This is a genomic window from Paraeggerthella hominis, assembly GCF_021044775.1.
GTDB classification, from domain to species: Bacteria; Actinomycetota; Coriobacteriia; order Coriobacteriales; family Eggerthellaceae; genus Paraeggerthella; species Paraeggerthella hominis.
In genome coordinates this window covers 1-21811 of the sequence record NZ_JAJNOQ010000006.1, presented here as the reverse complement: position 1 = coordinate 21811, position 21811 = coordinate 1, and the positions used below count along the sequence as shown (strand labels likewise).

Annotated in this window: 16 protein-coding genes; 5 read left to right on the top strand and 11 right to left on the bottom strand. The window is 61.2% G+C overall.

Annotated features, from left to right (window positions below; all coding sequences use genetic code 11):
* Positions 1–359: 359 nt before the first annotated feature.
* The 7 genes from LQE90_RS07700 to LQE90_RS07670 form a co-directional block, all read right to left on the bottom strand.
* On the bottom strand, positions 360–875 hold the full coding sequence (locus LQE90_RS07700) for a ferritin (protein ID WP_114567291.1): 516 nt from the start codon (positions 873–875) through the stop codon (positions 360–362).
* A gap of 229 nt (positions 876–1104) precedes the next feature.
* Positions 1105–2286, bottom strand: coding sequence for a hypothetical protein (locus LQE90_RS07695; RefSeq protein WP_216529347.1), 1182 nt, complete (start codon positions 2284–2286; stop codon positions 1105–1107).
* Between the two features lie 238 nt (positions 2287–2524).
* Positions 2525–3418: an NrfD/PsrC family molybdoenzyme membrane anchor subunit gene (nrfD, locus tag LQE90_RS07690; protein WP_216529346.1), complete on the bottom strand. Its 894-nt coding sequence runs from the start codon at positions 3416–3418 to the stop codon at positions 2525–2527.
* A gap of 6 nt (positions 3419–3424) precedes the next feature.
* Positions 3425–3967, bottom strand: a complete 543-nt coding sequence (locus tag LQE90_RS07685) for a 4Fe-4S dicluster domain-containing protein (RefSeq protein WP_114567294.1) — start codon at positions 3965–3967, stop codon at positions 3425–3427.
* Positions 3967–6165 (bottom strand): molybdopterin-containing oxidoreductase family protein, encoded by a 2199-nt coding sequence (locus LQE90_RS07680; RefSeq protein ID WP_216529345.1) that lies wholly within the window; start codon positions 6163–6165, stop codon positions 3967–3969. The genes LQE90_RS07685 and LQE90_RS07680 overlap by 1 nt, the downstream gene beginning before the upstream one ends.
* Before the next feature lie 52 nt (positions 6166–6217).
* Positions 6218–6901: a molecular chaperone TorD family protein gene (locus tag LQE90_RS07675; RefSeq protein ID WP_231088253.1), complete on the bottom strand. Its 684-nt coding sequence runs from the start codon at positions 6899–6901 to the stop codon at positions 6218–6220.
* 61 nt (positions 6902–6962) lie between these two features.
* On the bottom strand, positions 6963–7730 hold the full coding sequence (locus LQE90_RS07670) for a 4Fe-4S binding protein (protein WP_114567296.1): 768 nt from the start codon (positions 7728–7730) through the stop codon (positions 6963–6965).
* A gap of 354 nt (positions 7731–8084) precedes the next feature.
* Here LQE90_RS07670 and LQE90_RS07665 point away from each other — a divergent pair, with 354 nt between their 5' ends.
* On the top strand, positions 8085–10220 hold the full coding sequence (locus LQE90_RS07665) for an aldehyde ferredoxin oxidoreductase (RefSeq protein WP_114567297.1): 2136 nt from the start codon (positions 8085–8087) through the stop codon (positions 10218–10220).
* A 741-nt stretch (positions 10221–10961) separates the two neighbouring features.
* Here LQE90_RS07665 and LQE90_RS07660 read toward each other — a convergent pair.
* Entirely contained in the window at positions 10962–11999 is a 1038-nt protein-coding gene (locus LQE90_RS07660; protein WP_114567298.1) for a YdhW C-terminal domain-containing protein, read from the bottom strand.
* Entirely contained in the window at positions 11996–12610 is a 615-nt protein-coding gene (locus LQE90_RS07655; protein ID WP_225749733.1) for an iron-sulfur cluster assembly scaffold protein, read from the bottom strand. Before LQE90_RS07655 ends, LQE90_RS07660 begins: the two co-directional genes overlap by 4 nt.
* 160 nt (positions 12611–12770) lie before the next feature.
* On the opposite strand from LQE90_RS07655, the gene LQE90_RS07650 reads away from it, so the two are divergent.
* The 3 genes from LQE90_RS07650 to LQE90_RS07640 are packed head-to-tail and all read left to right on the top strand — an operon-like array spanning position 12771 to position 16749.
* Positions 12771–14360, top strand: a complete 1590-nt coding sequence (locus LQE90_RS07650) for a response regulator transcription factor (RefSeq protein ID WP_231088252.1) — start codon at positions 12771–12773, stop codon at positions 14358–14360.
* A 48-nt stretch (positions 14361–14408) separates the two neighbouring features.
* Complete coding sequence (locus tag LQE90_RS07645; protein WP_216529344.1) at positions 14409–15620, top strand: 4Fe-4S binding protein; 1212 nt, start codon at positions 14409–14411, stop codon at positions 15618–15620.
* A gap of 58 nt (positions 15621–15678) precedes the next feature.
* A complete protein-coding gene (locus LQE90_RS07640) occupies positions 15679–16749 on the top strand; it encodes a threonine aldolase family protein (protein ID WP_216529343.1) in 1071 nt (356 codons plus the stop codon).
* Between the two features lie 161 nt (positions 16750–16910).
* Here the strand turns inward: LQE90_RS07640 and LQE90_RS07635 are convergent, their stop codons facing one another.
* Positions 16911–18095: a pyridoxal phosphate-dependent aminotransferase gene (locus LQE90_RS07635; RefSeq protein ID WP_216529342.1), complete on the bottom strand. Its 1185-nt coding sequence runs from the start codon at positions 18093–18095 to the stop codon at positions 16911–16913.
* Positions 18096–18401: 306 nt separating this feature from the next.
* Here LQE90_RS07635 and LQE90_RS07630 point away from each other — a divergent pair, with 306 nt between their 5' ends.
* The gene (locus LQE90_RS07630) at positions 18402–19307 is read left to right on the top strand and encodes a DMT family transporter (RefSeq protein WP_216529341.1); all 906 of its coding nucleotides are present in this window, start codon (positions 18402–18404) and stop codon (positions 19305–19307) included.
* Here the strand turns inward: LQE90_RS07630 and LQE90_RS07625 are convergent.
* Positions 19261–20559, bottom strand: coding sequence for a hypothetical protein (locus LQE90_RS07625; RefSeq protein WP_114567303.1), 1299 nt, complete (start codon positions 20557–20559; stop codon positions 19261–19263). The two genes, LQE90_RS07630 and LQE90_RS07625, sit on opposite strands and share 47 nt — an antisense overlap.
* Positions 20560–21811 lie beyond the last annotated feature (1252 nt).

Below are 21811 nucleotides of genomic sequence, written 5' to 3'. Positions count from 1 at the left end.
AGTCTTATCGTTCGTATTGCGTTTCTATTCAACTGTCGGACACCGCGATTGTACTCTCTTTTACCCTAAAAGCGAACCCTTTCCAGGGTTTTTGTGCAGGTGAACAACGAAATTGTTACCTAACGGACCCTTGTCCGTCATCAAGAGGACCTTACTACTCATATACAAAAAGAGGGGGATTTTATTCATTTTTGAGCTCGACAGAAAGGTCGGCGAAGAGAAGCGAAAGGCTCGGAAAACGCGATCGGAGCCCGCCATCCAAGCCGCATGAAGCCCGCCCTCGGCACCCGGGATGCAGAACGAAAAAACGCCCCCGGCGAAGCGGGGGCGTCCAACAAGCAAAGGCAGATCGCTTGCGGCTATGCGTTAGCCAGCGGCGACGGCGTGGTGTAGACGCGCGCGGCGTTTTCCTGATCCAGGTCGTAGAGAGCCTTGGCATCCGAGCCGAACAGCTTCATGCGCGTGATCATCTTGTCGGCGTTGTCCTCTTCCTCCTGCTGTTCCTCGATGAACCAATCGAGGAACTTCATCGTGCGGTAGTCCTTCGCATCGGCAGCAGCGCTGTAGATGTCGTTGATAAGGCTGGTCACGTACTTCTCGTGCTCGAGAGCAGCCTCCAGCGGCTCCAAGTAGTTCGAGAACTCCTTGTCGGGCTGGTCGATAGCCAGCAGCTTCACGCTCTGGCCGTTCTCATGCAGGTAGTTGCGGAAGATCATCGCGTGATCGCGCTCTTCCTGGGCCTGAATCTCGTACCAATTGGCGAAGCCTTCCAGACCCTCTTCTTCGTAGTAGTCGGCGAAAGACAGGTACAGGTACGCCGAGTACAGCTCTTTGTTGATCTGGTCGTTCAGCAGTTCGTATACGCGAGCATCCATGAAAAACTCCTCCTTTGTAACCGCGAGCGCCGCATGCGACGCCCCTGTTCATCTGCATTTATGATACCGCTGATCAATCATTTAAGACATACGCGTTGCCGCGAATTCACAGAGTGCGCAAGGAAAGAGGCCGAACGCGCCCGCCACCGAGCGAGAAGCCGCGCGCCGCGCCCAGCCAGGCAACCGGGCAGCCAGCCGATACCTTCGCGCCCGGCGGAGCGCACGCAACCTACTGCGCCATAGACCGGACGATACGAGCCCTAACTTGGGCAAGAAGGACAACCACCACGTAGACAGCCAACATGAGCAACGCGATTTTCTGAGCGCCGTCGCCCAGCAACTGAAACGCAACCATCCCCGCCGCAACGCTTGCGGCGCAGCTTGTGCAGAACATGGCGAACACGCGAGAAAAGCCCACCTCAGAGCTTTTGGCGGTCCAAAACAGCACCACCAGGCCCAAAATATTGAACACGGCCACGCCCAGATACGAAACCGCTTGAAGCGCGACCGAGCCCTGCAAAACATCAACCGAACTCAGCAGAGGATACGCCAGAAGAAGCAGCGCCGAACACGGCAGCGCCGCACGGTAGAACGACTCCATAGCGCCGCCGACAATTTCACGCGTACGAGAAACAACCCACCACACCAGCGCGAACACAAGCAGGTACGCCAAAGGCTTCGGGGAAATTCCCGTTGCGGACAATCCACCCGCGTACGGCCAAAACGTCGCTCCGATCATGAAGAAGTTGAACATGAGGCCCAGCACGGCAGCCCATCCGTTGCGCATGGCCTGAGACATGGTGGAGATAGGCTTAGGCGCAACGTAGTCGTCGCGAAGACCGGCGCGCACCTCGTCGGCAAGCACGATCTCCCGCGCAAGAAGCGGCAGCCCTCCGCAAACGGCCAGAACAAGAAGACCCAGGCAGAACAGAAAGGGAGTTCCGGCAAATTCCATCGCGAACCACCAACATGCAGCCGCCAAAAAGGAAAGCGCCGTGTTCAGAAGCGCGCCGCGATGCGTGAACAGCCGGTAATAACGCCCCCACTGGCGCAGCAGGCAGGTAAGGCCAAAGCCCAGGAACAGCCCCGATCCCGCAGCGCATACCGCCGCAGGCAACAGACCCGTCAGCAGGGCAAACCCTACGCCGACAATGCTGGCGAACAAGCCAATGCCTATCGACCAGCGTCGTTGCTCTTCATCGTGCGCCGAAACCAGCACCGCCATGCAAAGCGACACCACCCCGATAAGAAACGAGCATGCGAACAGGCCCGCAACGCCCTCGAGAGCGTACACGGCAAGCAGTTGGTTGTCGGCGTGCAAGCACAAGCCGAATGCGGCCAGCACGCATGACAAAGCAAGGCCCACCGGTGACCATTCACGTTCGTATGCCGTCGTAGTGCTTATGCTCATTCCCTTCGTTTGAAGGTTCCCATTATAAAGCAATACAAGAAAACCAACCTTACATTGTGCCAAGCGGTTCCGAAGAGAAACCATCCCGAGAAGAACCCCCGAAACGCAAGGGACCCAGCGTCGGCCGAAGCTCTTCCGCACGCTCGCCCAGCGCGCGGGCCAAACCTGCAGACCCGACAAAAAGCGCGCCGCCTTCCCAAGAAAGCGGCGCGCACGCACGTTTGCCGTGTGCCTCGGGCTACAGGGCAGGCACGACCATCGTAAGGGGCAGCGCAGCAACAACCACCAGGTAGCGCAGCAGGAAGCCGCCTATGAGCACGCCCGCATCGGAGCCGAAGCTGATCCAATGCGCCTTGCGGCTTTCCTCGAACTCCTTCGGGCTGAAGAACAGCAGCCACGTCTCCAGGGCGGTAGGAATCACCAAGCCAATCAGCACCAAGCCGAACCAGAACAGCGCCGCATATCCTCCGGACACCAAGCTGACCACCGAGTTCCACCCTGCAACCGAGTTGCTCGACGTGATGAACAGCAGCGCAGCCACCAAAACCAACTCGATGATGGGCAGGCAGAAGTGGAACTTCTTCAGCACGCCCACGCGGTTGAACTCGTCGGCATGCTTCACAATGCTGATGAGCAGCACGGAAGCTGCGCCGGCCGACAAAGCCGATACCAGGAACAAAACAGGCAGCAGCGCGTTGTTCCACAAGGGGAACGTCTTGCACACGCCCAGCAGGGCACCCGTGTACATGGCTACGGCCACGCCGAACACCGTTCCCGCAATGTCAAGCCACACCGGCACGTTCTTCTTCAGGATGTCCAGCAAAAGCGCCACCAGAGCAAGCACGGTGAAGCCAGCCAGGAACACCACGCCCCAGGTCATAACAGACCCGAAGTTCGTAAGCAGCAGCGCGAAGCGCAGCGGATTGTGCAGGCCGCCCTCGGCGTCGAACATCAGCAAGACCAAGCCGATGACCACCGCAACAGGAGCCACGATATGGCCGATCTTGCGCATGTTCACCGCTTCGGGATGACGCCAGCCCAAGAAGGCGGAGGTGACGAACGCGCCGCCGCCGAGACCGGCGAGAAACAGGTACCATGCGATGATGGAGCCCCAAATCGGTTCAAACGTCATCGTTCATCACCTCACGTAGAATACTTTGACTTTGGTCAAGTCGCCGGAAATAGGCTGAGCGCCCTCCGCGACAATGGCCTTGGATATCTTGGACTCGGGATCGTCCAAGTCGCCGAAGATGCGGGCATCCGTCAGGCACGCCTCCACGCACGAGCACATCTTCGTGCCCGTCACCTCGGCCGACACCGTGCAGAAGCGGCACTTGTCAACGGTTCCCGTTTCCTCGTTGAACGAACGCACCTGGTAGGGGCACGCCGCCATGCAGTACTTGCATCCGATGCAGCGACCGTGGTCAACGCCCACCACGCCGTCGGCGCCGATGAACGCAGCGCCCGTCGGGCACACCGCCACGCAGGGAGCGTCCTCGCAGTGCATGCACTGCAACGGCACCGTCTCCACCCCCACGTTGGGATACGTTCCCGTTTCCTGTTCCTCGTAGCGAATGAAGTGCTGCGTAGGCAACAGATCGTTCTGGCGCTGGCAGGCCACGCGGCAGGCGTAGCAGCCAATGCACTTCTTCGTGTTGATGAGCATTCCGTAGCGAGCCATTACGCACCCACCTTCTTAACCGTGACGACCGCTTCCTGCGTCATCGCCGACCCATATCCGGGCTCCATGTGGAAGGGCACGAAATCCATTTGGCGCAAGCCCACGTTGTACGCCGTATGCTGATCGGGCACCGAGCAGCCGTAGTGGCTGGGCATGTACAGCGCCGTAGGATTGATGCGCTGCGTCACCTTTGCACGAACGCGACCCGTGTGCTGATCGTTCGAAACCTCCACCTCGTCGCCATCGGCAATGCCCAGGCTGTCGGCCACGTCGGCGTTGATCCAAACGCGCGTCAGATCGTAGTCCTTCGTGATCTGCATGAGGTCTTCGATGTTCGCCGTCTGCGTGTGGCTGTGGATAGCCTGCTTGCCGCCAATCAGACGCAGTTCGTTTCCGATCGGCATGATTGCCGGCTCCACCCACACGGGAACCGCGGACAGCCCCGCCTTCTCGCACGCCTCGCTGGCAAACTGGACCTTGCCCGAGGGGGTCTTCCACTTGGGAGCGTTTCCGTACGAGAACTCCTTTTCGGGGAAGTATGCCGTGCCCGTTCGCTTGAGCGCGTCGAGCGAAAGGCCCACGGTCTTCAGCTGCGCGTCAGCCAGTTCGTCCACGCTGAACTGGAAGTACTCTCCCACGCCGCACGCGTCGGCCAGCTCGCTGAAAATCTGATCGACCGGCTTGGTATTGGGATGAATCTTGTCGAGCACCTGATCGCGCAACGACACCGCCGGAACCTTGCCGCCGATGAACTCGGGCAGCTCCAAGCGCTCCAGGTAGCTGGTGTCGGGCAGCACGTAGTCGGCCAGCATGGCGGTTTCGGACATCTGCACGTCCACGACCACCATCAGGTCCAAATTGGACAGCGCTTCGTTGAGGTACGCGGTGTTGGAGTACCCGGCAGCCATGTTCGAGTTGTAGAAGAACATGCCCTTCAACACGCCTTCTTTGGCCTGCTGCGCCGCAAACAGGTTCGTGCCCATTCCCGAAAGCGCCAGCGGATACTCTTCGGAGCCGGCAATCTTGCCTTCGGGCTTGGGAACGCTGGGGAACTGCGCCTTGTCCACGTCGCCAGCGGAAACGCTCGAAGTGAACAGCGCGCCGCCCTTCTGGTTCCAGCAGCCCAATAGCGTGTTGAACAGCGCAATGGCGCGCGCCGTCTCACCGGAGTTCACGTACGAGCAGCCGAACGCGCCGCGCCAGCTGGGCTCGATGGAAGCCGCAGGAGCGGCCTGGGCGAATTCCACCGCCAAGCGATCGATCGTCTCGGCGCGGATGCCCGTGACCTTTTCGGCCCACGAAGGCGGATACGCTTCAAGCTCTTTCGCCCACTGATCGAAGCCCACGGTGTTCTCGGCAACGTAGTTCTTGTCGTACAGGTCTCGCGTGACCAGCACGTTTGCCATAGCAAGCACCAGGGCAAGGTCGGTGCCGGGATTGATGGGCACCCACTCGTCGGCAAACTTGATGGAGTTGTTGCAGCGCGGGTCCACCAGCACGATATGCGCGCCCTTGTCATGAGCCTTCTGCAACGAAGCCACCGAGCTGGGGCGAATGGCGTCAGCGTAGCTGCGGCCGATGAACATGGTCATCTTGGAGTTCGCCACATCGCTGGAGTAATTGCCCGCGCCGATAGCCTGCGTGAAGCCGGCTTCCTTCGACAGGTTGCAGGCGGCGCCGTGCGTGTACACGTTCGCCGAACCCAGCGCGTTCATGAAGCGCTTCGTGTAGTACTTGCCCGACGGGCGCGGGTCCTGGACCATGGCCAGGGCCTGAGGGCCGTCGGAGGCGATGATGCCCTTCACCTTTTCGGCGATCTCGCTGTATGCTTGATCCCACGTGATGGCCTCGAACGCACCCTTGTCGTTTTTCTTGAGCGGATCGGTCAGACGATCCTTCGAATAGGCAATCTGGGAATAGCCGTAGCCGCGGGCGCACAGCTTGCCCTTGGCGTAGGGATGGTCGGCGTCGCCGATAAGCTTCGTCAAACGCCCGTTCACGACGTAGGCGGAGAAGCCGCACTTGCTCGAGCAAGCATTGCACAGCGTGTGGACCGTCTTCGTCTCCCCGTTCGTCGGCTCGTCAGCGTGAGCCTGCTGCCACGCGTCGAAGCTCACGAACCCGGACGCCGTCGCAAGCGCGACCGCCCCGGCACTCCCAGCCAGAAAGCCTCGCCTGGTTATAGCGTGTTCTGACATAGTTGTTTCCTCTCTATATGCATGCACGTGCATTCGATGTGCTCGACACCCGTCATGCGCTCATCTCCGTCGGCGAAACCTGCGCCCATATCCCCATGAGCACGTCGATCAGGCCAATGTAGAAACTCGCATCGTCTTCAAGCGACAGCAACCGCAACCGATACGCCGTAAGCCAGCCAAGCCGTTCCACAAGGAACAGTCGCGCTTCGTCGCGCATGTCAAAACGCAGCAGCGTTGCCGCAAGATCAAGCTCAAGGGCTAGATGATCGGGACACGCCGAAAACTCCGGCGGCACCTGAAAGCCCAAGCGCTCGATGAGATCGCGCATGTACAGCGCCGAATCCCCCCAGTACAATCCACCCGTATTGCGCGAGAACGGCGAAGATCCTGCCGCGCTGGTCCAAGGTCGGTACAAAGACTCGACGGGCAAAGCCGACTCGGGAAGCCCGCCAACGAAATGCCGAGCCGCGAACGCCCGCTTTTCCTGGTACGTAGGAGGACGGAACAAGGCGTTCACCTCGCCGACGGAAAGAAATTCCTGCAACGGGCAACGCCTGCGCGCATTGGCGATAGGGCTGGGAGTTTCCCCGAAGGCTCGATCGTCCTGCATGGCGCAACGCGCGGCGTCAAGGAAATCCGACCACGCGGCACCGGTCGACGCCTGCTTCCATTCGGCTTCCTCAACCGGCGCAAAGCACATCGACAGCACCGAAAGCATGGCCTCGTCTTTCATCATCGCCTTTCCTCCTCTCCTTGAATCATGCGCTTGTCGCGCATCAACAACAGATGAACCGGGGTTATCCCTGCACGAGGGTCGCCGTCCTCACGACGCCCTGATCGATGACCTTCTGAGCAATGTCTTCCCAGTCGATGAACTTGATGGCGCCATTGGGGCACTGCTCGGCGCAGCGGCCGCACGAAATGCACTTCGTCGAGACGCCCGTTTCGGAGTCCACCACGGGCATGTTCCACGGGCACGCCATGTGGCACATGCCGCATCCGATGCACTTCTTGACGTCTACCGTGCGCGCGCCGCTTTCTTCGTCGCAGTAGATGGCGTGAACCGGGCAGTAGTTCATGCACTGCGGGTCGGCGCACTGCTTGCAATGCTCCACCGTGAACTCGCAAGCTCCGTTGCCGTCGCCGAACACGCCGTCGCCGGTGTCGGGGCCGGCCCCCCAGTTGTAGTTTTCCCACACACGCACGCGAGCAATGTGCTGGCACACGCGACCGTCGTTCTTCAGCGTGCACATCATCTCGCAACGCTGGCAGCCCGAACAGCGGGCACGGTCGGTCACGATCATCTTGGTGGGCGTCGTGCGAATGTCGATGCGCCCCGAGGCGATCGAGGCGGACGTCACGCCCCACGAAGCCAGCACGCCACCGACCACCAAGCCGGCTACACCGCAACCGGCCATGGCCAGCACGTCGCGGCGCGTGATGTTTTTCTTCTTCGGAGTCTCCTCGGACGCGGCGGGCGTCGCAGCGGATCCAGCCGCTGCGGGCTCCTTGGCCTGAGCGCGCTGTTCCTCGGAGGTGTTGTTGTTCAGATTGGTATCTGACATAGCCTGATACTCCCCCCTCACATATATGGTGAGTCTCGTTTCAGTGGTTTCGCCGCCCTGCGAGCGCTTTCCTTTGCGCCCAGGGAGGCCCGTCCCGCGCTATCCTTGCATTTCTGCGTTTCCTGGTTCACACAACAATTGCAGTATGCCTACCCTACGCAAACGTCCCTACCCTCTTTGAGGTGCTTTTGGCTTTAATCGGGCATTTTTGCGAAATACCCTCAAACAGGGTACGCGCACTTCAGAAGAGCAAGGCATACTGGGCGGCGACGAATTCTGTCACCGTGTTCCGCACGCATCCCCTGGGTTCTCACACAACAAAGAGCCGACTATCAAGAATTTGGAGATGCAAACATGGCTGACGAAAAATCGTACGGATGGGCCGGTAAGATCCTCCGCGTCGACCTCAGCACGGGCGCGATCACGACGCAACCGACCGACCCCTACAAGGCTTACATCGGCGGCATGGGCCTTGCCAACAAGATCATCTACGACGAAGTTCCCGCAGGAACCGATCCTTTGGCGCCCGAGTCCAAGATCGTCTTCGCCGTTGGCCCCCTGACGGCATCGGGCGTGCCCTTGGCCGGCCGCACCACCATCAGCTTCTTGTCCACCTTCACCACCGACCACCTTCCGGTCGATGCGCACTGCGGCGGCATGATCGGCGCGAAGATCAAGCTGGCCGGCTACGACGCCATCGTGCTTGAGGGCGCTTCCAGCAAGCCCGTGTACCTGCACATCAAAGACGACCAGGTGGAAATCAAGGACGCCAGCTTCATCTGGGGCATGGGAACCCGCGCCACCACCGAAACGCTGAACCGCATCGAGGGCATGAGCGCATGCGTGGCCACCATCGGCCCCGCCGGCGAGAACCTGGTTCCGTACGCATGCCTCATGAACTCGCGCAACCACTCGGCAGGCGCCGGCGTGGGCACCATCATGGGATCGAAGAAGATCAAGGCTCTGGTGGTCGAAGGCAACGGCAGCGTGAACGTAGCCGACCCGCAAACGGTAGCGGAGCTGTCCGACTACATGCTGCGCGATATCGTGGGATCGAACAACAACCACGTGGTTCCCTCCACGCAGCAGGAATGGGCCGAGTACTACGACAAGGGCTCCCGCTGGACGGCGCGCAAGGGTCTGTACTGGGCGCAGGCCGAAGGCGGCCCCATCGAAACCGGCGAGCCCAAGCCCGGCGAATTGAACACGGTGGGCTACCGCTGCATGAAGTCCGTAAAGGACGACGGCCCTGAAGCCGAGAAGTACACCATCAAGATGAACGGCTGCCACAGCTGCCCCATCCACTGTTACTCGGACCTGCGCGTACCCGGCAGCAAGGACAACGGCGGCTTCGAGATCACGGGCAACACCTGCGTGCCGAACTTCCCGTTCCTGTACATGATCAAGATTTTGGGAGACAAGACCACCGTTGAAAACGGCTCCGAGGATTTTGTAATTTGGAACCAGGCTATGGGCTCTACGGTCGACGACCTGGGCTTGTGGTGCAACTACGCGCAGCTGTACCGCGACATCGCGCACTGCTACGCGACCGGCATCTTCGAGCGCGTGCTGCCGCCCGAGGAATACGCGTTGTTCGACTGGGAGGGCCTCAAGAGCAACGATCCCAGCTTGATGGTGAAGGTGCTGCAGCACATTGCCAAGGGCGACAACGAGATGTCCTACATCGCGCACGGCCCCATCGTGTGGTGCAAGCGCTGGGACGACATGGGATGGTTCGACAAGCCGGCTTCCGCGCTGATCAACTACCGCGGCTGGCCCGTGCACCACGCCATCGAATGCTTCGGCCAGGTGGGCGGCGTGTACAACATGATGTTCAACCGCGACGACATGATCCACTCCGCCGTCAACTTCCAGGGCTGCGGCTTGCCCTTCGACCTAAAGAAGCAGATAGCTGCCGAGATCTGGGGCGGCGAGGACGCCATCGACGCCGACAAGAACTACACCCCCATGAACGAGCACAAGGCGAACTTCGCTTGGTGGAGCATCGTGACCGACGTGCTGCACGACTCGCTTACGCTGTGCAACTGGGTGTGGCCCATGTCCATGAGCCCCTCGAAGACGCGCGATTACCGCGGCGACCTGGATCTGGAAGCCAAGTTCTTCACCGCCGTCACCGGCGAGCAGGTGTCCACGGATGACCTGTACAAAGCGGGCGCGCGCATCATGACGCTGCAGCGTGCCGCAACGGTGCGCGGCATGATGGACCCCGACGGCACGATAGGCTGCAACGACATGCGCAACGTCCACGACGTCATCACCGAGTGGGTGTTCACCAAGGATCCCGACAAGCAGCCCTTCACCGAAGGCACCGACAAAATGGATCGCGACGACTGGAACAAGGCGCTCGAAATGACGTACGCTAAGTTCGGCTGGGACGAAAAGCTGGGCTGCCCGACGAAGGATTGCCTGGACTACTACGGCATGGCCGACGTCAAGGAAGAACTTGCCGGCTTGAACTTGCTGCCGTAACGCCATTTCGCATGCGGGCACCTTGGCGCAAGCCAGATGCCCGTACCCCTCTCCCCCTCCCTCCAAGCACGAGGCCCCGGAATTGCTCCGGGGCCTCGCTGTGTAACAGGGTAGCGGGAATGGCAGATGAGGGGCGGTGGAAAAGTTGGGCGCGAGGGGGGCTGAGACAATCCCGAACGCCCGCAAAACCGAATGAAGCCGCTTTTCATCCGCACTTCAAATGTGACCACGCCTTTTACCGGCGCGCCGTTCGTGCGGGCGCCCTCGAGGTTCTCCGTTTTTGCCACAGGCCCCGATTTGCGCCCACGCTGCTGCGGGGGGATGCGCATCCCGCACGGGGCCCGCATCCCGCATGGGGCACGCATCCGCAAGCCCCGCGCCCCCCTTCGCCCCGTTGCGCACGAAAAACCGCGTTTGCTGGCAGGTTTTGACGGTTTGAGGTCGTTGTCGAAGTGCGATGAGAGGCATCCGAACACCTAGCAATTTTCTATAGATTTTTGACCTGGCGTAACGCGAGATCGCTCTATTACCGCCAAAAGCAAGGAGTCTTCCGACGACCCCAAACCGCAAGAACCTGCCAGCGATGGCGGTTTTTCGTGCGCAAGGCCATGAGAAGGGGCCGACGTGAGCCCGGCTGCGCAAGGCTCCGCGGCCCGCCCCGAGCCGCGCGCAGCCGGGTTCACGTCGGCGGCAGACGCGGGGGCAACGGCGCATCGCCGCCGGCCCGGCCCGCAAAGCGAGCTACACGTTCATGTAGCGCTCGACGGAAGCCCACTCGGCAAGAGAGCCCGCGTATGTGGGCGTAAGGTACTCGGTCGAGAAGTAGTACACGTCGCCGTTCGATGCGCGCGTCTGCTGAACATCGGGATAGAGGCCCGATTCGCGCACCTCGTCCCATGCTCGGTCAATCTCCTCGTCAGTCAACCGAAACGGCGGGTTCTTCAAGCTCGAGGCAGGCAGCGGACGCGGGTAGACGCGGGATTCCTCGCGAACGCAATCCACGAACGTCACCACGTTGTTGTCCTCGGCCGCCAAAAACGCCCAGTGCGCAAACGTGTCGGTCATGCGGCCGCTGTCGTACAGATAGTAGCTGCGCGCTCCCACCAAAGCCACGATCCCGGTACAATCGACCACGCGCTCGACGGGCTCCGGGTCTTCGTCGGTCGGAACCAAAACCCACTCCCCTTCAAGCTCGACCAGCCGATAACCTGCGGGAATGTTCAAATTGGCGAAGGGGCTGCGATCGTCTTGCACAGAAGGCTCCGAAGCAGCCGCTTCGTCCAGATCGACAGCAGCATCAACAACCTCGAGATTGCCGGCATCGGCAACCTCGAGCACGGCGTCATCCAACGCCGGCGAACAGGCGCAATCCACGGAAGCGGCGCCGTCCGGCTCCTCGACAGGCGCGGGCGCCACAATCGCGGGAGGAACCCCCACTGCGCGCGTGGCGCTTCGATACACAACGGCAGGTTCGTCCTCGCTCGCCTGCTCCTGAGCAGCAGCTTGCTGGTCTTCAAGGTACTCGTACACGAACATCTCGAATTCGTCCGCCGTCATATGGGCAGGAACCAACTCCAGGTCAACCCAGCGCGTCGGTTCGACCAACTGGCTGTCGGACGACTGCTCTCGCACGTCGTCGAACACGGCCGCAAGCGCATTGCGCTCGGCAAGTTCCAACGCAACCGCTTCTTGATCGACAACTTCTTCAGCCGCTTCACAATCGCAGGGCGCATCCTGAAAATCGGCGCCCGCCGACAGCGTATCCTGCACCTCGCTCATGCCCTCACGCCCGCTTTCGCCAATGCCTCGCTCACCTGCAAGTCAATGCGCGAATCGCGCAGCGAGCAGTGCTCGCACAGCATGCATGTGACCGAATATTCGTCGCATGGCAGTTCGCGATTCAGCCGATCCAGCGTCGCCCCCTGGCGGATGAGCCAGTCGCCGACCAAAGCGCGCACGCCCTCCACGGCGAACACCGGCGTATGAGCCTTGTCCCACGGAACGCCGTCGAGCGCTTCCTTCACGTCCTCGGCGGACACGGCAAGCGCTTCGTCAAAGGTCTTCCCTTCGATCATAGAGCAAACCACGCTCGCGCACGCCGTCATGGCAAGGCAGCCGCGCGTCTTGAACCCTACGCGCGCAAGCGTTCCCGTTGCCGGATCGACCACAGCGAACAGCCTCAACGCGACCTCGCCGCGCTTGGACTTCCCCACCATGCTCTGCGCGTTGAAACCCTCGGGCGCGCCGCCGTTGCTGAAGTTCGCCACCACGGCAAGCAGGGTATCGGAATACCCCGACACCCCGTCGTCGATAATCGTCTGGTACACATCGGCGGTGCGGATAACCGCCCGCTCGTTCGGCTCGAGGTATACGTCTCTCGTATCTCCCACGACCCCGCCTCCTTAGCCTCAAGCACCCGTTACAAACCTGAATAGAACACTGTGCTATGATGAGCCTCGACGCAAGGCTTCCGTACCCTCTTTGGGGATAATTTGCAAGAAAGGCCTTGTTATCAGGAATATCAACGGATCGCTTCGGGGGAGGGCACGGTTGGACGATCGGTTGCACGATGCTGCAGGAGAAGCTGATCAGCATGACGAGGTGTCGCTGTTCGCCCCGGCACCGCTCGAAGGCGAGCAGGAAGACGGCGCTCGCAATGAATTTCGGAAATTCTCGCCTTTGCTGCCCTCGATCGTGGGCTTGGCATTCGGTCGCGCCGGCCTGATCGTAGCAAGCTACGGAAGCTACACCAGCACCGATGCGGGCATGCTCACCGACGGAGCCATGCTGGTGGCGCTCGCTTTCCTGGGCGTGTTCTTCTTGTACATCGCCATTACGAAGCGAAGGGTAAAGAAGTCGTTTACCAACGCGCTCGTGCACGTCTGCATCTTCTTCGAAGCCGTTGGCCTTGCAGCTCTGGGCGCGTTCGAAATGTTCGGCGTGCAAAGCTGGGAAGCTCATTTCGCCATGAGCACCTTGTGCACCCTTGCGTCGTCGGGGGCCATTTTCTACTGGCTGCTGCGAGCGCGCGGGGCGGCAACCATCACGGCCGCCGTGTACGTGTTCGCCGCGCTCATCCTCAGCGAAATTGAAATCTATCTGTGCACGCTCATGCCCATCGCCTTGGGAAACCTGGTGGCGTGCGCCCTCGCTCTAGCGCAATACCCCTGCATCCGCTGGGCACGCAAGCAGGCGCTTGCTCACGACATCCGCTCCATTACGCTTCCTAGCGACTACTTCGGATTTGCAAAGAGCATGCTGACCAGCAAGCGATTCCTCATAGCTACCGCTATCGGCGTCGGGTGCCTGGCCGTAGTCGACGGCATGCTGCGCGGATACCCCAACGGCCAGCCCATATCGTTTACGCCCGTTACGCGGTTCATCGAATTCCTGGTAGTCGTAGGCATCAGCGGCACTATCGTTTTCCTGGTTGCGAAGCGGCATCAGCGCATCATGACCGTGGGGATTTTCGTGCTGATGGAACTGCTGGCATGCCTGGCGCTGATCTGCTATGCGGCGTTTCCGGATGCGCTGGACATCGGCGCCATCTTCACCACCACACTCAACGCGCTCATGGTGGCATTCAGCTGGTACATCATCATCGCGTTCATGAGCTGCGGCTGGCGCGACCCGTACTACTACGCCATCGCAGGCTGGATGGTGTGCTGGGGGTGCCGCGCCGTCACGCGCGTGGCCCTGATCGAGTTCTACGAGCTGTCCGCCAACGACATGCTCATGTGCGCCGTCATGGGAACGGCCATCGTGCTGTCAACCCAGGTGGTCCTCACGCAGTTCTTAAGCGTTGCCCAACTGGAAAACGAGAAGGAAGACAAGCGGAAAGAGAAGCAGCAAAGCGTGCTGTCGAAGATCATGGGCCTCGACGAGCACGAAACGCTTGCCGACATGCGCCAAGCGTCCATGCAGCACAACGCCGAAGAGATAGGCAAACAGTTCATGCTCTCCGAACGAGAGGTGGAGGTACTGGCCCTGTACGCGCTAGGATTCACGCAAAAGCGCGTTGCCGAAGAGCTCTTCATCAGCCCCGGCACAACGCATGCGCATATCAAGCGCATCTACGCGAAGACGGGCCTGCACTCTCGTCAGGAGATTTTGGATTACATGCAGCACTACACGTCGTAGCGCCCGTGCAACGGCGTTGCGAAACCGCGCAAGCAAGGGGGACGCGCCATGCCGAACGTTATAGATGTTGCGCAGCGGATTGTCGACCGGCCGCCACTGGCGGTGCTGACGAGCGGACGCTGCCTTTCCGAGCGCGACCTGCACGCCAGTTGCACGACCTGCGCTGACGCTTGCCCCACAGGAGCAGCACGCGTAGAAGCGAGAACCTGCGGTGCCAGGGAATACGAATCCATCGGCAAAGACGCCGCTTCCGGCCCGCGCATCGATCTGCAAAGCTGTGCGTACTGCGGGGCGTGCGTGACCGCCTGCCCCGTTGATGCGCTGATCGCAATCTCCCCGCACGATGACGACACGCTGCTCGCAGCGTGCGCAGCGGCGGGATCCGCCGCCCGCGAGCAAGCCCAAGCAGAGCAGCGTGCAGCGTGCGAATACGGCGAAGCGGACGATCCGCCGTTCGCCCCAAACCCCGCAACGATGGGATTCGCCTGCGTGCGCGGCGCAGAGAACCTGGGGCTCGACGTCGAGCGCACCCTGATTCTGCCTTGCTTGGCCTGGGTGGACGCTGCACTCATTCTGCATGCCGCATGCGCTGGCGCACAGCGCGTTTTCCTTCTGAGCGCTCCTTGCGCCTCCTGCGAACATCGTCAGGCCGTGGCGCGGCTTCCCCAGGCCGCCCTGGAAGCCCAGCGCATCGCCCATATCTGGGGCATCGATCTAACAACATGCGCATGCGAGGAAGCCGAAAGCCTGGCGGACGCACAGAGCCCCGCCGGGCAGCTTTCGCGGCGCGATCTGCTTTCGCAGGCGCGCTCGACGTTGGCAGATGCGGCAGCCGAAGCGCTGCCAACCCCTGTAAAATCTCTGGTCAACCCGCACCGCACCGCAACGGACCCCAAACCCGATCGCCGACGTTGGCAGTTGCTCGACAACCTGCACGGCTTCGGGCTGCCCGCCAACAACCCCGTTATACCGCGCAGCCTTGCACCGCGCTTGAGCATCGACGTCGACCACTGCTCGGGATGCACGCTGTGCGCCCAGTTCTGCCCTACCGGCGCGCTGCGCAAGGCCGGCAAGGCGGCGGGCGGCGGCACGGTGCTCGAATTCGACGCTCCCCTTTGCCGCGATTGCGGGGTCTGCGCCGAAACTTGCCGCTACGGTGCGCTATCATGCGAGGAAACCCTAACGGCAACCGAGCTGTTCGCGCTCGAGCCGCATCGGATCATCGTCCCGAAAAGACGCGTACTGCCAAGCCGCCGCTGAACCGCGGAACGGGCAAAGCCGTGCGCCCTCCCAGCAAGAAAGGACCCGAACGCACGCCATGCTTCATTTCGACAGCGATTACATGGAGGGGGCTCACCCGGCCATCCTCGAACGTCTTGCAGCCACCAACCTCGACCAAACGCCCGGCTACGGCACCGACGACTACTGCGCAATGGCGCGCGACCTGGTGCGAACCGCCTGCAACGCACCCGAAGCATCGGTGCACTTCCTGGTTGGGGGCACGCAGACGAACGCAGTGGCGCTCGACCAGCTGCTGCGCCCCTGGGAAGGCGTGATCTCGGCCGACACCGGACACATCCACACGCATGAAGCAGGCGCCGTGGAAGCCTGCGGCCACAAGGTGCTCGCGCTGCCGCACCATAACGGCAAGCTGCATGCCAACGACGTGCGCAACCTGTGCGAGACGTACTGGAACGACGCCAACCACGAGCACATGGTAGCGCCGGGCGTGGTGTACGTATCGCACCCCACCGAGTACGGCACGGTGTACGCCTTGCCCGAGCTGGAAGACCTTGCCGCCGTGTGCCACGACTTCGGCATGCGCCTGTTCTTGGACGGCGCGCGCCTGGGCTACGGGCTGGCCGCCGTTGGATCGGACGTCACCCTGCGCGATATCGCGCGCCTGTGCGACGCGTTCTACATCGGCGGGACCAAGGTGGGAGCGCTGTTTGGAGAAGCCGTCGTGTTCTCGCGCCCGGCATCCCAGGAGAACCTGGCCGCGTTCGGGCATCCGCTGGACGAACGCTTCTTCACGCTGGTCAAGAAGCGCGGGGGCCTGCTGGCGAAGGGGCGCGTGCTGGGCATTCAGTTCGCCACGCTCTTCGAGGAGGACAAGGGCGAGCTTCGCTACGAAGCGATGGGGCGCCACGCCGTCGATCTGGCGCAGCGCATCGCCCAAGGATTCCGCAGCAAGGGCTACCAGCTAGCCATCGATTCACCCACGAACCAGCAGTTCGTAATCCTCGACGACGCCACGCGCGATCGCCTGGCACGCGACGTCTCGTTCGGATTCTGGGAGCGCACGCCCGACGGTCGCACCGTCGTTCGCTTCGCAACCAGCTGGGCAACCAGGCCCGAAGCCGTAGACCAGCTGCTGGAACTGCTGTAAGAAGGGGGGCGCTCCGAGACGAATCCTCGCCCCGGAGCGCCCCCTGAAGATCGGAAGACGAAACAAGCGCCGCTGCGCTTCGATGCCAACGGAACACGACGGCATTCGCCAGCATCGAAAAACCCGGCAAGCCGAAGCTTCGCCAAGCTGCACGACAGGTCCTAGCCGCGATACGACTCCATGAGCGCCTTGAACGCCGGCATGCTGTTCACGATGGTTTCGCGCGCGATGCAGTAGCTGATGCGCACCCAGCCGCCCACGCCGAAGCTGTCGGACGGCACGATCAGCAGCTCGTGCTCCTTGGCGCGGTCGCTGAACGCCTGCGCATCGTCTTCCAGCGCGCGCACCCACAGGTAGAACGCGCCCTGCGGCTCCACGTATTCGTACCCCAGCGCGCTCAGGCCGTCGGTCAGAAGCTTGCGGTTCTCGGCATACGCCTCCACGTCGCTCGGCTGGTCCACGCATGCGGCAATCACGCGCTGGAACAGCACCGGAGCGCAAATGTAGCCGAGCGCGCGACCCGCCCCGGCCACGGCGGCGAACACGCGGTCCGCGTCGTCCATGGCGTCGGACACGAACACGTACCCGATGCGCTCGCCCGGAAGCGAAAGCGACTTCGAGTACGAATAGCACACGATGGTGCGCGCGTACAAAGACGGCACGTAGGGGACCTCGATCCCCTCGTAGACGATTTCGCGGTAGGGCTCGTCGCTGATCAGGAACAGCTCGCGACCCAGTTCAGCCTCTTTTTCGGTCAGGAGCTTCGCAAGCGCCTCCAGGTTCGCGCGCGAGTACACGGCGCCCACGGGGTTGTTCGGCGTGTTGATAATAACGGCGCTGGTCTTGGGACCGATGGCCGCCGCCAAGGCATCGATGTCAAGCTGAAAATCGGGCACGTGTGCGGGAACCTCTACGCACGTGCAGCCAGCCGTTTCGATCCACACCTTGTATTCCGGGAAGAAAGGGCTGATCACGATAACCTCGTCACCCGGCTGCGTGACGGTCGACAGGGATATGGCGATGGAGGCCGCCGCGCCCACGGTCATGTAAATGTGCTCAGCCGAAGCGGGCACGTCGAAGCGGCGGCGGATGCTCTCGGCGATGGTGGCGCGCACCTCGGGCACGCCGGCGGCAGGCGAGTAGCCATGAAGCGACACGGCTGGCTGATCGAGCAGTTCGAGCGCAGCCTGCTTCACCGCGTCGGGCGCGGGGACGCTCGGGTTTCCAATGCTGAAGTCGAACACGTTGTCGGCGCCGATTTCAGCCTTGCGCACCAGCCCGTACGCGAACAGCTCGCGAATCGCCGACGGCTCGTTCCCCAGCCCGTACATCCTCTCGTTCACCATGACGTCATCACTTCCCTTGTCTCGCATTGTTTTCGGACAAGAGTAGCACAACGTCATGCGCGCGAGGCGTCTTCGCACGCAAACGGCAGGTCATCGATGCGCGGAGCTTCACGTGCAAACCGGCTGCACTGCACGCACGCTCGAAAAGCAGCCTTCCTCCAACAGCGCCGCTTTCGCTTCCGCAACCAAACCAGCCCTGAAACAAGTCCGACCGTTCCGGCGGCAATCCGAAACGCGCTTGCGAGCGATGCGCGCTTTCGCATCCGATGAAGTCGTGTCACACTAACGCGTATGAAATCTTCGTACGTGAAACTCATCGCCTCGCTGATCCTATTCGGCTCGAACGGCATCATTGCCGCCCACATCACGCTACCAAGCGATGCCATCGTTTTGCTGCGCACCCTTATAGGGAGCGCTTTGATGGTGTGCGTCCTGATTGCCGCCCGACGCTTGCCCGCCTGCTTGCCCAAAGGAGCCGACCTTGTGTACCTGGCAGCGTCAGGCGCAGCCATGGGTGCAAGCTGGATTTTTCTGTACGAGGCGTATCGCCTGGTAGGCGTTGGAATCTCGTCGCTCGCCTATTACTGCGCTCCCATTATGGTAATGATACTTTCCCCGTTTCTCTTCAAGGAACGGCTTACGTTTTCCAACGTGGTAGGATTCTGCACCGTGCTTGTTGGAGCCGTCTTGGTGAACGCGCAAACGCTTGACGGCGGCGGTTCCGCTTGGGGCATGTTCTGCGGATGGATGTCGGCTATCATGCACGCCGCCATGGTGATCTTCAGCAAGAAAGCCGACCGCGTGGACGGCGTCGCAAGCTCCGCCCTTCAACTGGTGACCAGCTTCTTTCTTGTGCTTTTGTTCATGGCTTGGAAAGGCGATCTGGGATTTCGCATAGCACCCGATGAATGGGGTTGGATTCTTACGTTGGGCTTGATCAACACAGGGCTCGGGTGCTACCTGTACTTTTCTTCTTTCGGCGGCGTTTCCGCGCAAACCGTAGCGGTGCTGGGCTACCTCGAGCCGCTTTCTGCCGTGATTCTAGCCGCCGCCTTGCTGCACGAATCGCTCGCGCCCATCCAGGTTGTCGGCGGTGCGCTCATCTTGGGAGGCGCGCTGTTCAGCGAAAGCTTCGCACGCGCTCGGCTCAAGTCGCGTCCCTCAATCACCCGCGCTGCCCCGGCTCTTCGAAAGCCGCCTCGCCAAGGCTGACGATCTTTTCACGCAGCTCCGGGCATGCTTGGAACACGAACGCTCGTCCCCGCTGCTCCCGTACAAGGTACCGCTTCTGCTCAAGCTCCAGAAAATCGCCCCGAGCCGTTGCATACGCCACACGAAACGTACGCTGATGAGGCCCGATGCGCAACAGGGCGTCGGGTTCTTTGCACAAGGTCGCAAGAATGGAGCGCTGACGGTAATTCAAATCGGCGCCGAACATGCGGCCGATCAGGTCGCTAAGCCGCTGGAACTGCTCGACCGACGCTTCCAGTTTGTCAAGCTCCGCTAAGTACAGCTTGACGTACGTGGAGAAATAGGACGTGAAATCGAAACCGAACCCGTAATCGACCGACCAGTTGGTAAACAGCGCTTTCATGCGCGGCGTGTTCAACTCCCCGAAGGGGTAGTATCCCACGGGAAGCCAGCTCAGCACCGGATAGCCCCACTTGATGGCCATGATGTTCCTGAGCAAAACGCCCACCAGCGAGTTCAGGCAGGGAAACACGTCGAAGTTCCAAAAGAACCAGGACACGTTGATTATGCGCAGCACGGGACCGAACCGGAACTCGTCGTCGTCAAGCCGGGCGCGGCGGCATACGGCGTCGATCGCGGCTGCCGAGGTGGGCGGCGCAATGCGTTCGTCGAGCGGGCACACTTCGCCCCTGCGCGGCACGTTGCGAACGTCGACCCCTTCGGTTAATCGATAGTACAGCGTTTCGACCAGTCCGTACGTGATATCGCGCTCGGCAAGCAGGTCGGCGTCGCTGCTCACTTCAAAGTAGTTGCTGATCACACGGTCAAGATCACTGCGCAGCGGACCGCCTAGGAATATCTCGTGTATCCGATCGTCGGATACCTGCGCGCCCTCCGTTTCCAGAACCCGAGCAAGCGTGCGCTCGATGTAGCGCGTGACAAACGGAGATCCTTTCAAGGACGCAAGCGCCTTGTCCAGCGGAAAGCCCGCCATGCACCGCATCTCCAACATCTTCGAGTCGAAGGCCATGGCGCTTGTGGTTATGAACCAGCAATCGGCCTCGCGATACGGATCGTCGGGAACGAATATGGCAACCTGCTTGCGAATGGCAGTCAAGATCAACCAAATCTCGTCTTTCGTGTACCCCTCCGGGAGCTCGTATTGATCGAGATCTTCGAACAGCAGCAACCCTCTGTCGATAACGCTGCGCAGTCGATAGAAGCATTCGTTGTTCATAAGCTCTACGATATCCTCAGTCGCGCATCGTCCCATGCCGCCTCCATCCGGTTGCTATCAACTTGAAGCAACTATACTATCAATTATCAATATAGTAAGTATCAATTTCTTATATATTGATAATCAGTAGCCAAGGAACTATAGTATATGTAAGGCGGGAACGTTGGAAACACCCATTCGTTGCCGTTGGCACCTCCTTGTATGGGCTGTTTTCATAAATTCCAGCCTGAGCGGATCCGCGACAATCCGCGCTCCAAGAAGCCCCGCCTTTAAACAGGACCCTTGCCAGGGTCCTGTTCTTTTTGGCAGCACGTCTCTTCGCCGTTGGATCCCATTGGCATACGTTTGACCGCACCCGAGAGAAGGTTTGGCCCAGAACGCGTGCCGTCTTGGTCGAATATCAGAGTGGGGTTTTCGCAAGCTGAATTCCGGTTTGCGCGCCTTGCGAGAAAGCTGCCTAAATCGCACCCGGTCAACTTGATGTCGCTTGATTCCGATTTGGCGCTCCTCAAGCGCAAGGCCCTCTAGCAAACAGCATTTGACCAAGCGAGAAGCTTTCGCTGCAAAACCGATTCCGCCGAACGCAGGCAAGCGGCGGGCGTGCGAAGCGGATATGGGAGCGGGTTCGCGCGGGACGCGGGTTTGCACAGGGAGCGGATCCGTGCGGGGGAGCGGGTTCGTGCGGGGGAGCGGGTTCGTGCGGGGGCGCCGCGCATCCGAGCGCAGGCCGACCCACCCCGGAAAACCGCCCGTTCATGGCCTGCGTCAACTGGCGGACGACCGACGCGACCCTCGACCACGCGCCGACGGCAATTTAGCAGCGGGCATGCCTCCACTTGGTACGAAATCGCGGGCCTGCGTTCTCTAAAACGCACCTTAAATAATAGACTGGTTCACTAGAGTTTTCCCACCTGCTCTTTTGATGCAAGTGCTCAAAATTATGCGCGCACGGAAGCCTTCATGGAGCGCAGAGCCGCGATTTTGGGGCACGTTTGGGGGGAGGCACGCCTCGGGGCACGCTTGGGAAAGCATGCCTCGGGGCACGCCTCGAAAGCGCTCCGCACATGCCCCGGGGCGCGTTCCAGGCACGCGCCCCCATTACAGTTAGACCTGGCTCTGCCGGGTCTTTTCTTTTCCAGCTCGATCCGCAAGCGGATTACGATGAGGCGGACCCTGCGGGGTTGCTGGCCGACCCGCCCCGGATGGCCCTTCGTCCCTGCCTCTCGCGAAGGCCCGGGGGGTGTTGCCACCGGGGACGGGCGCCGCGGCGAAGGCTGATAGAAACCTG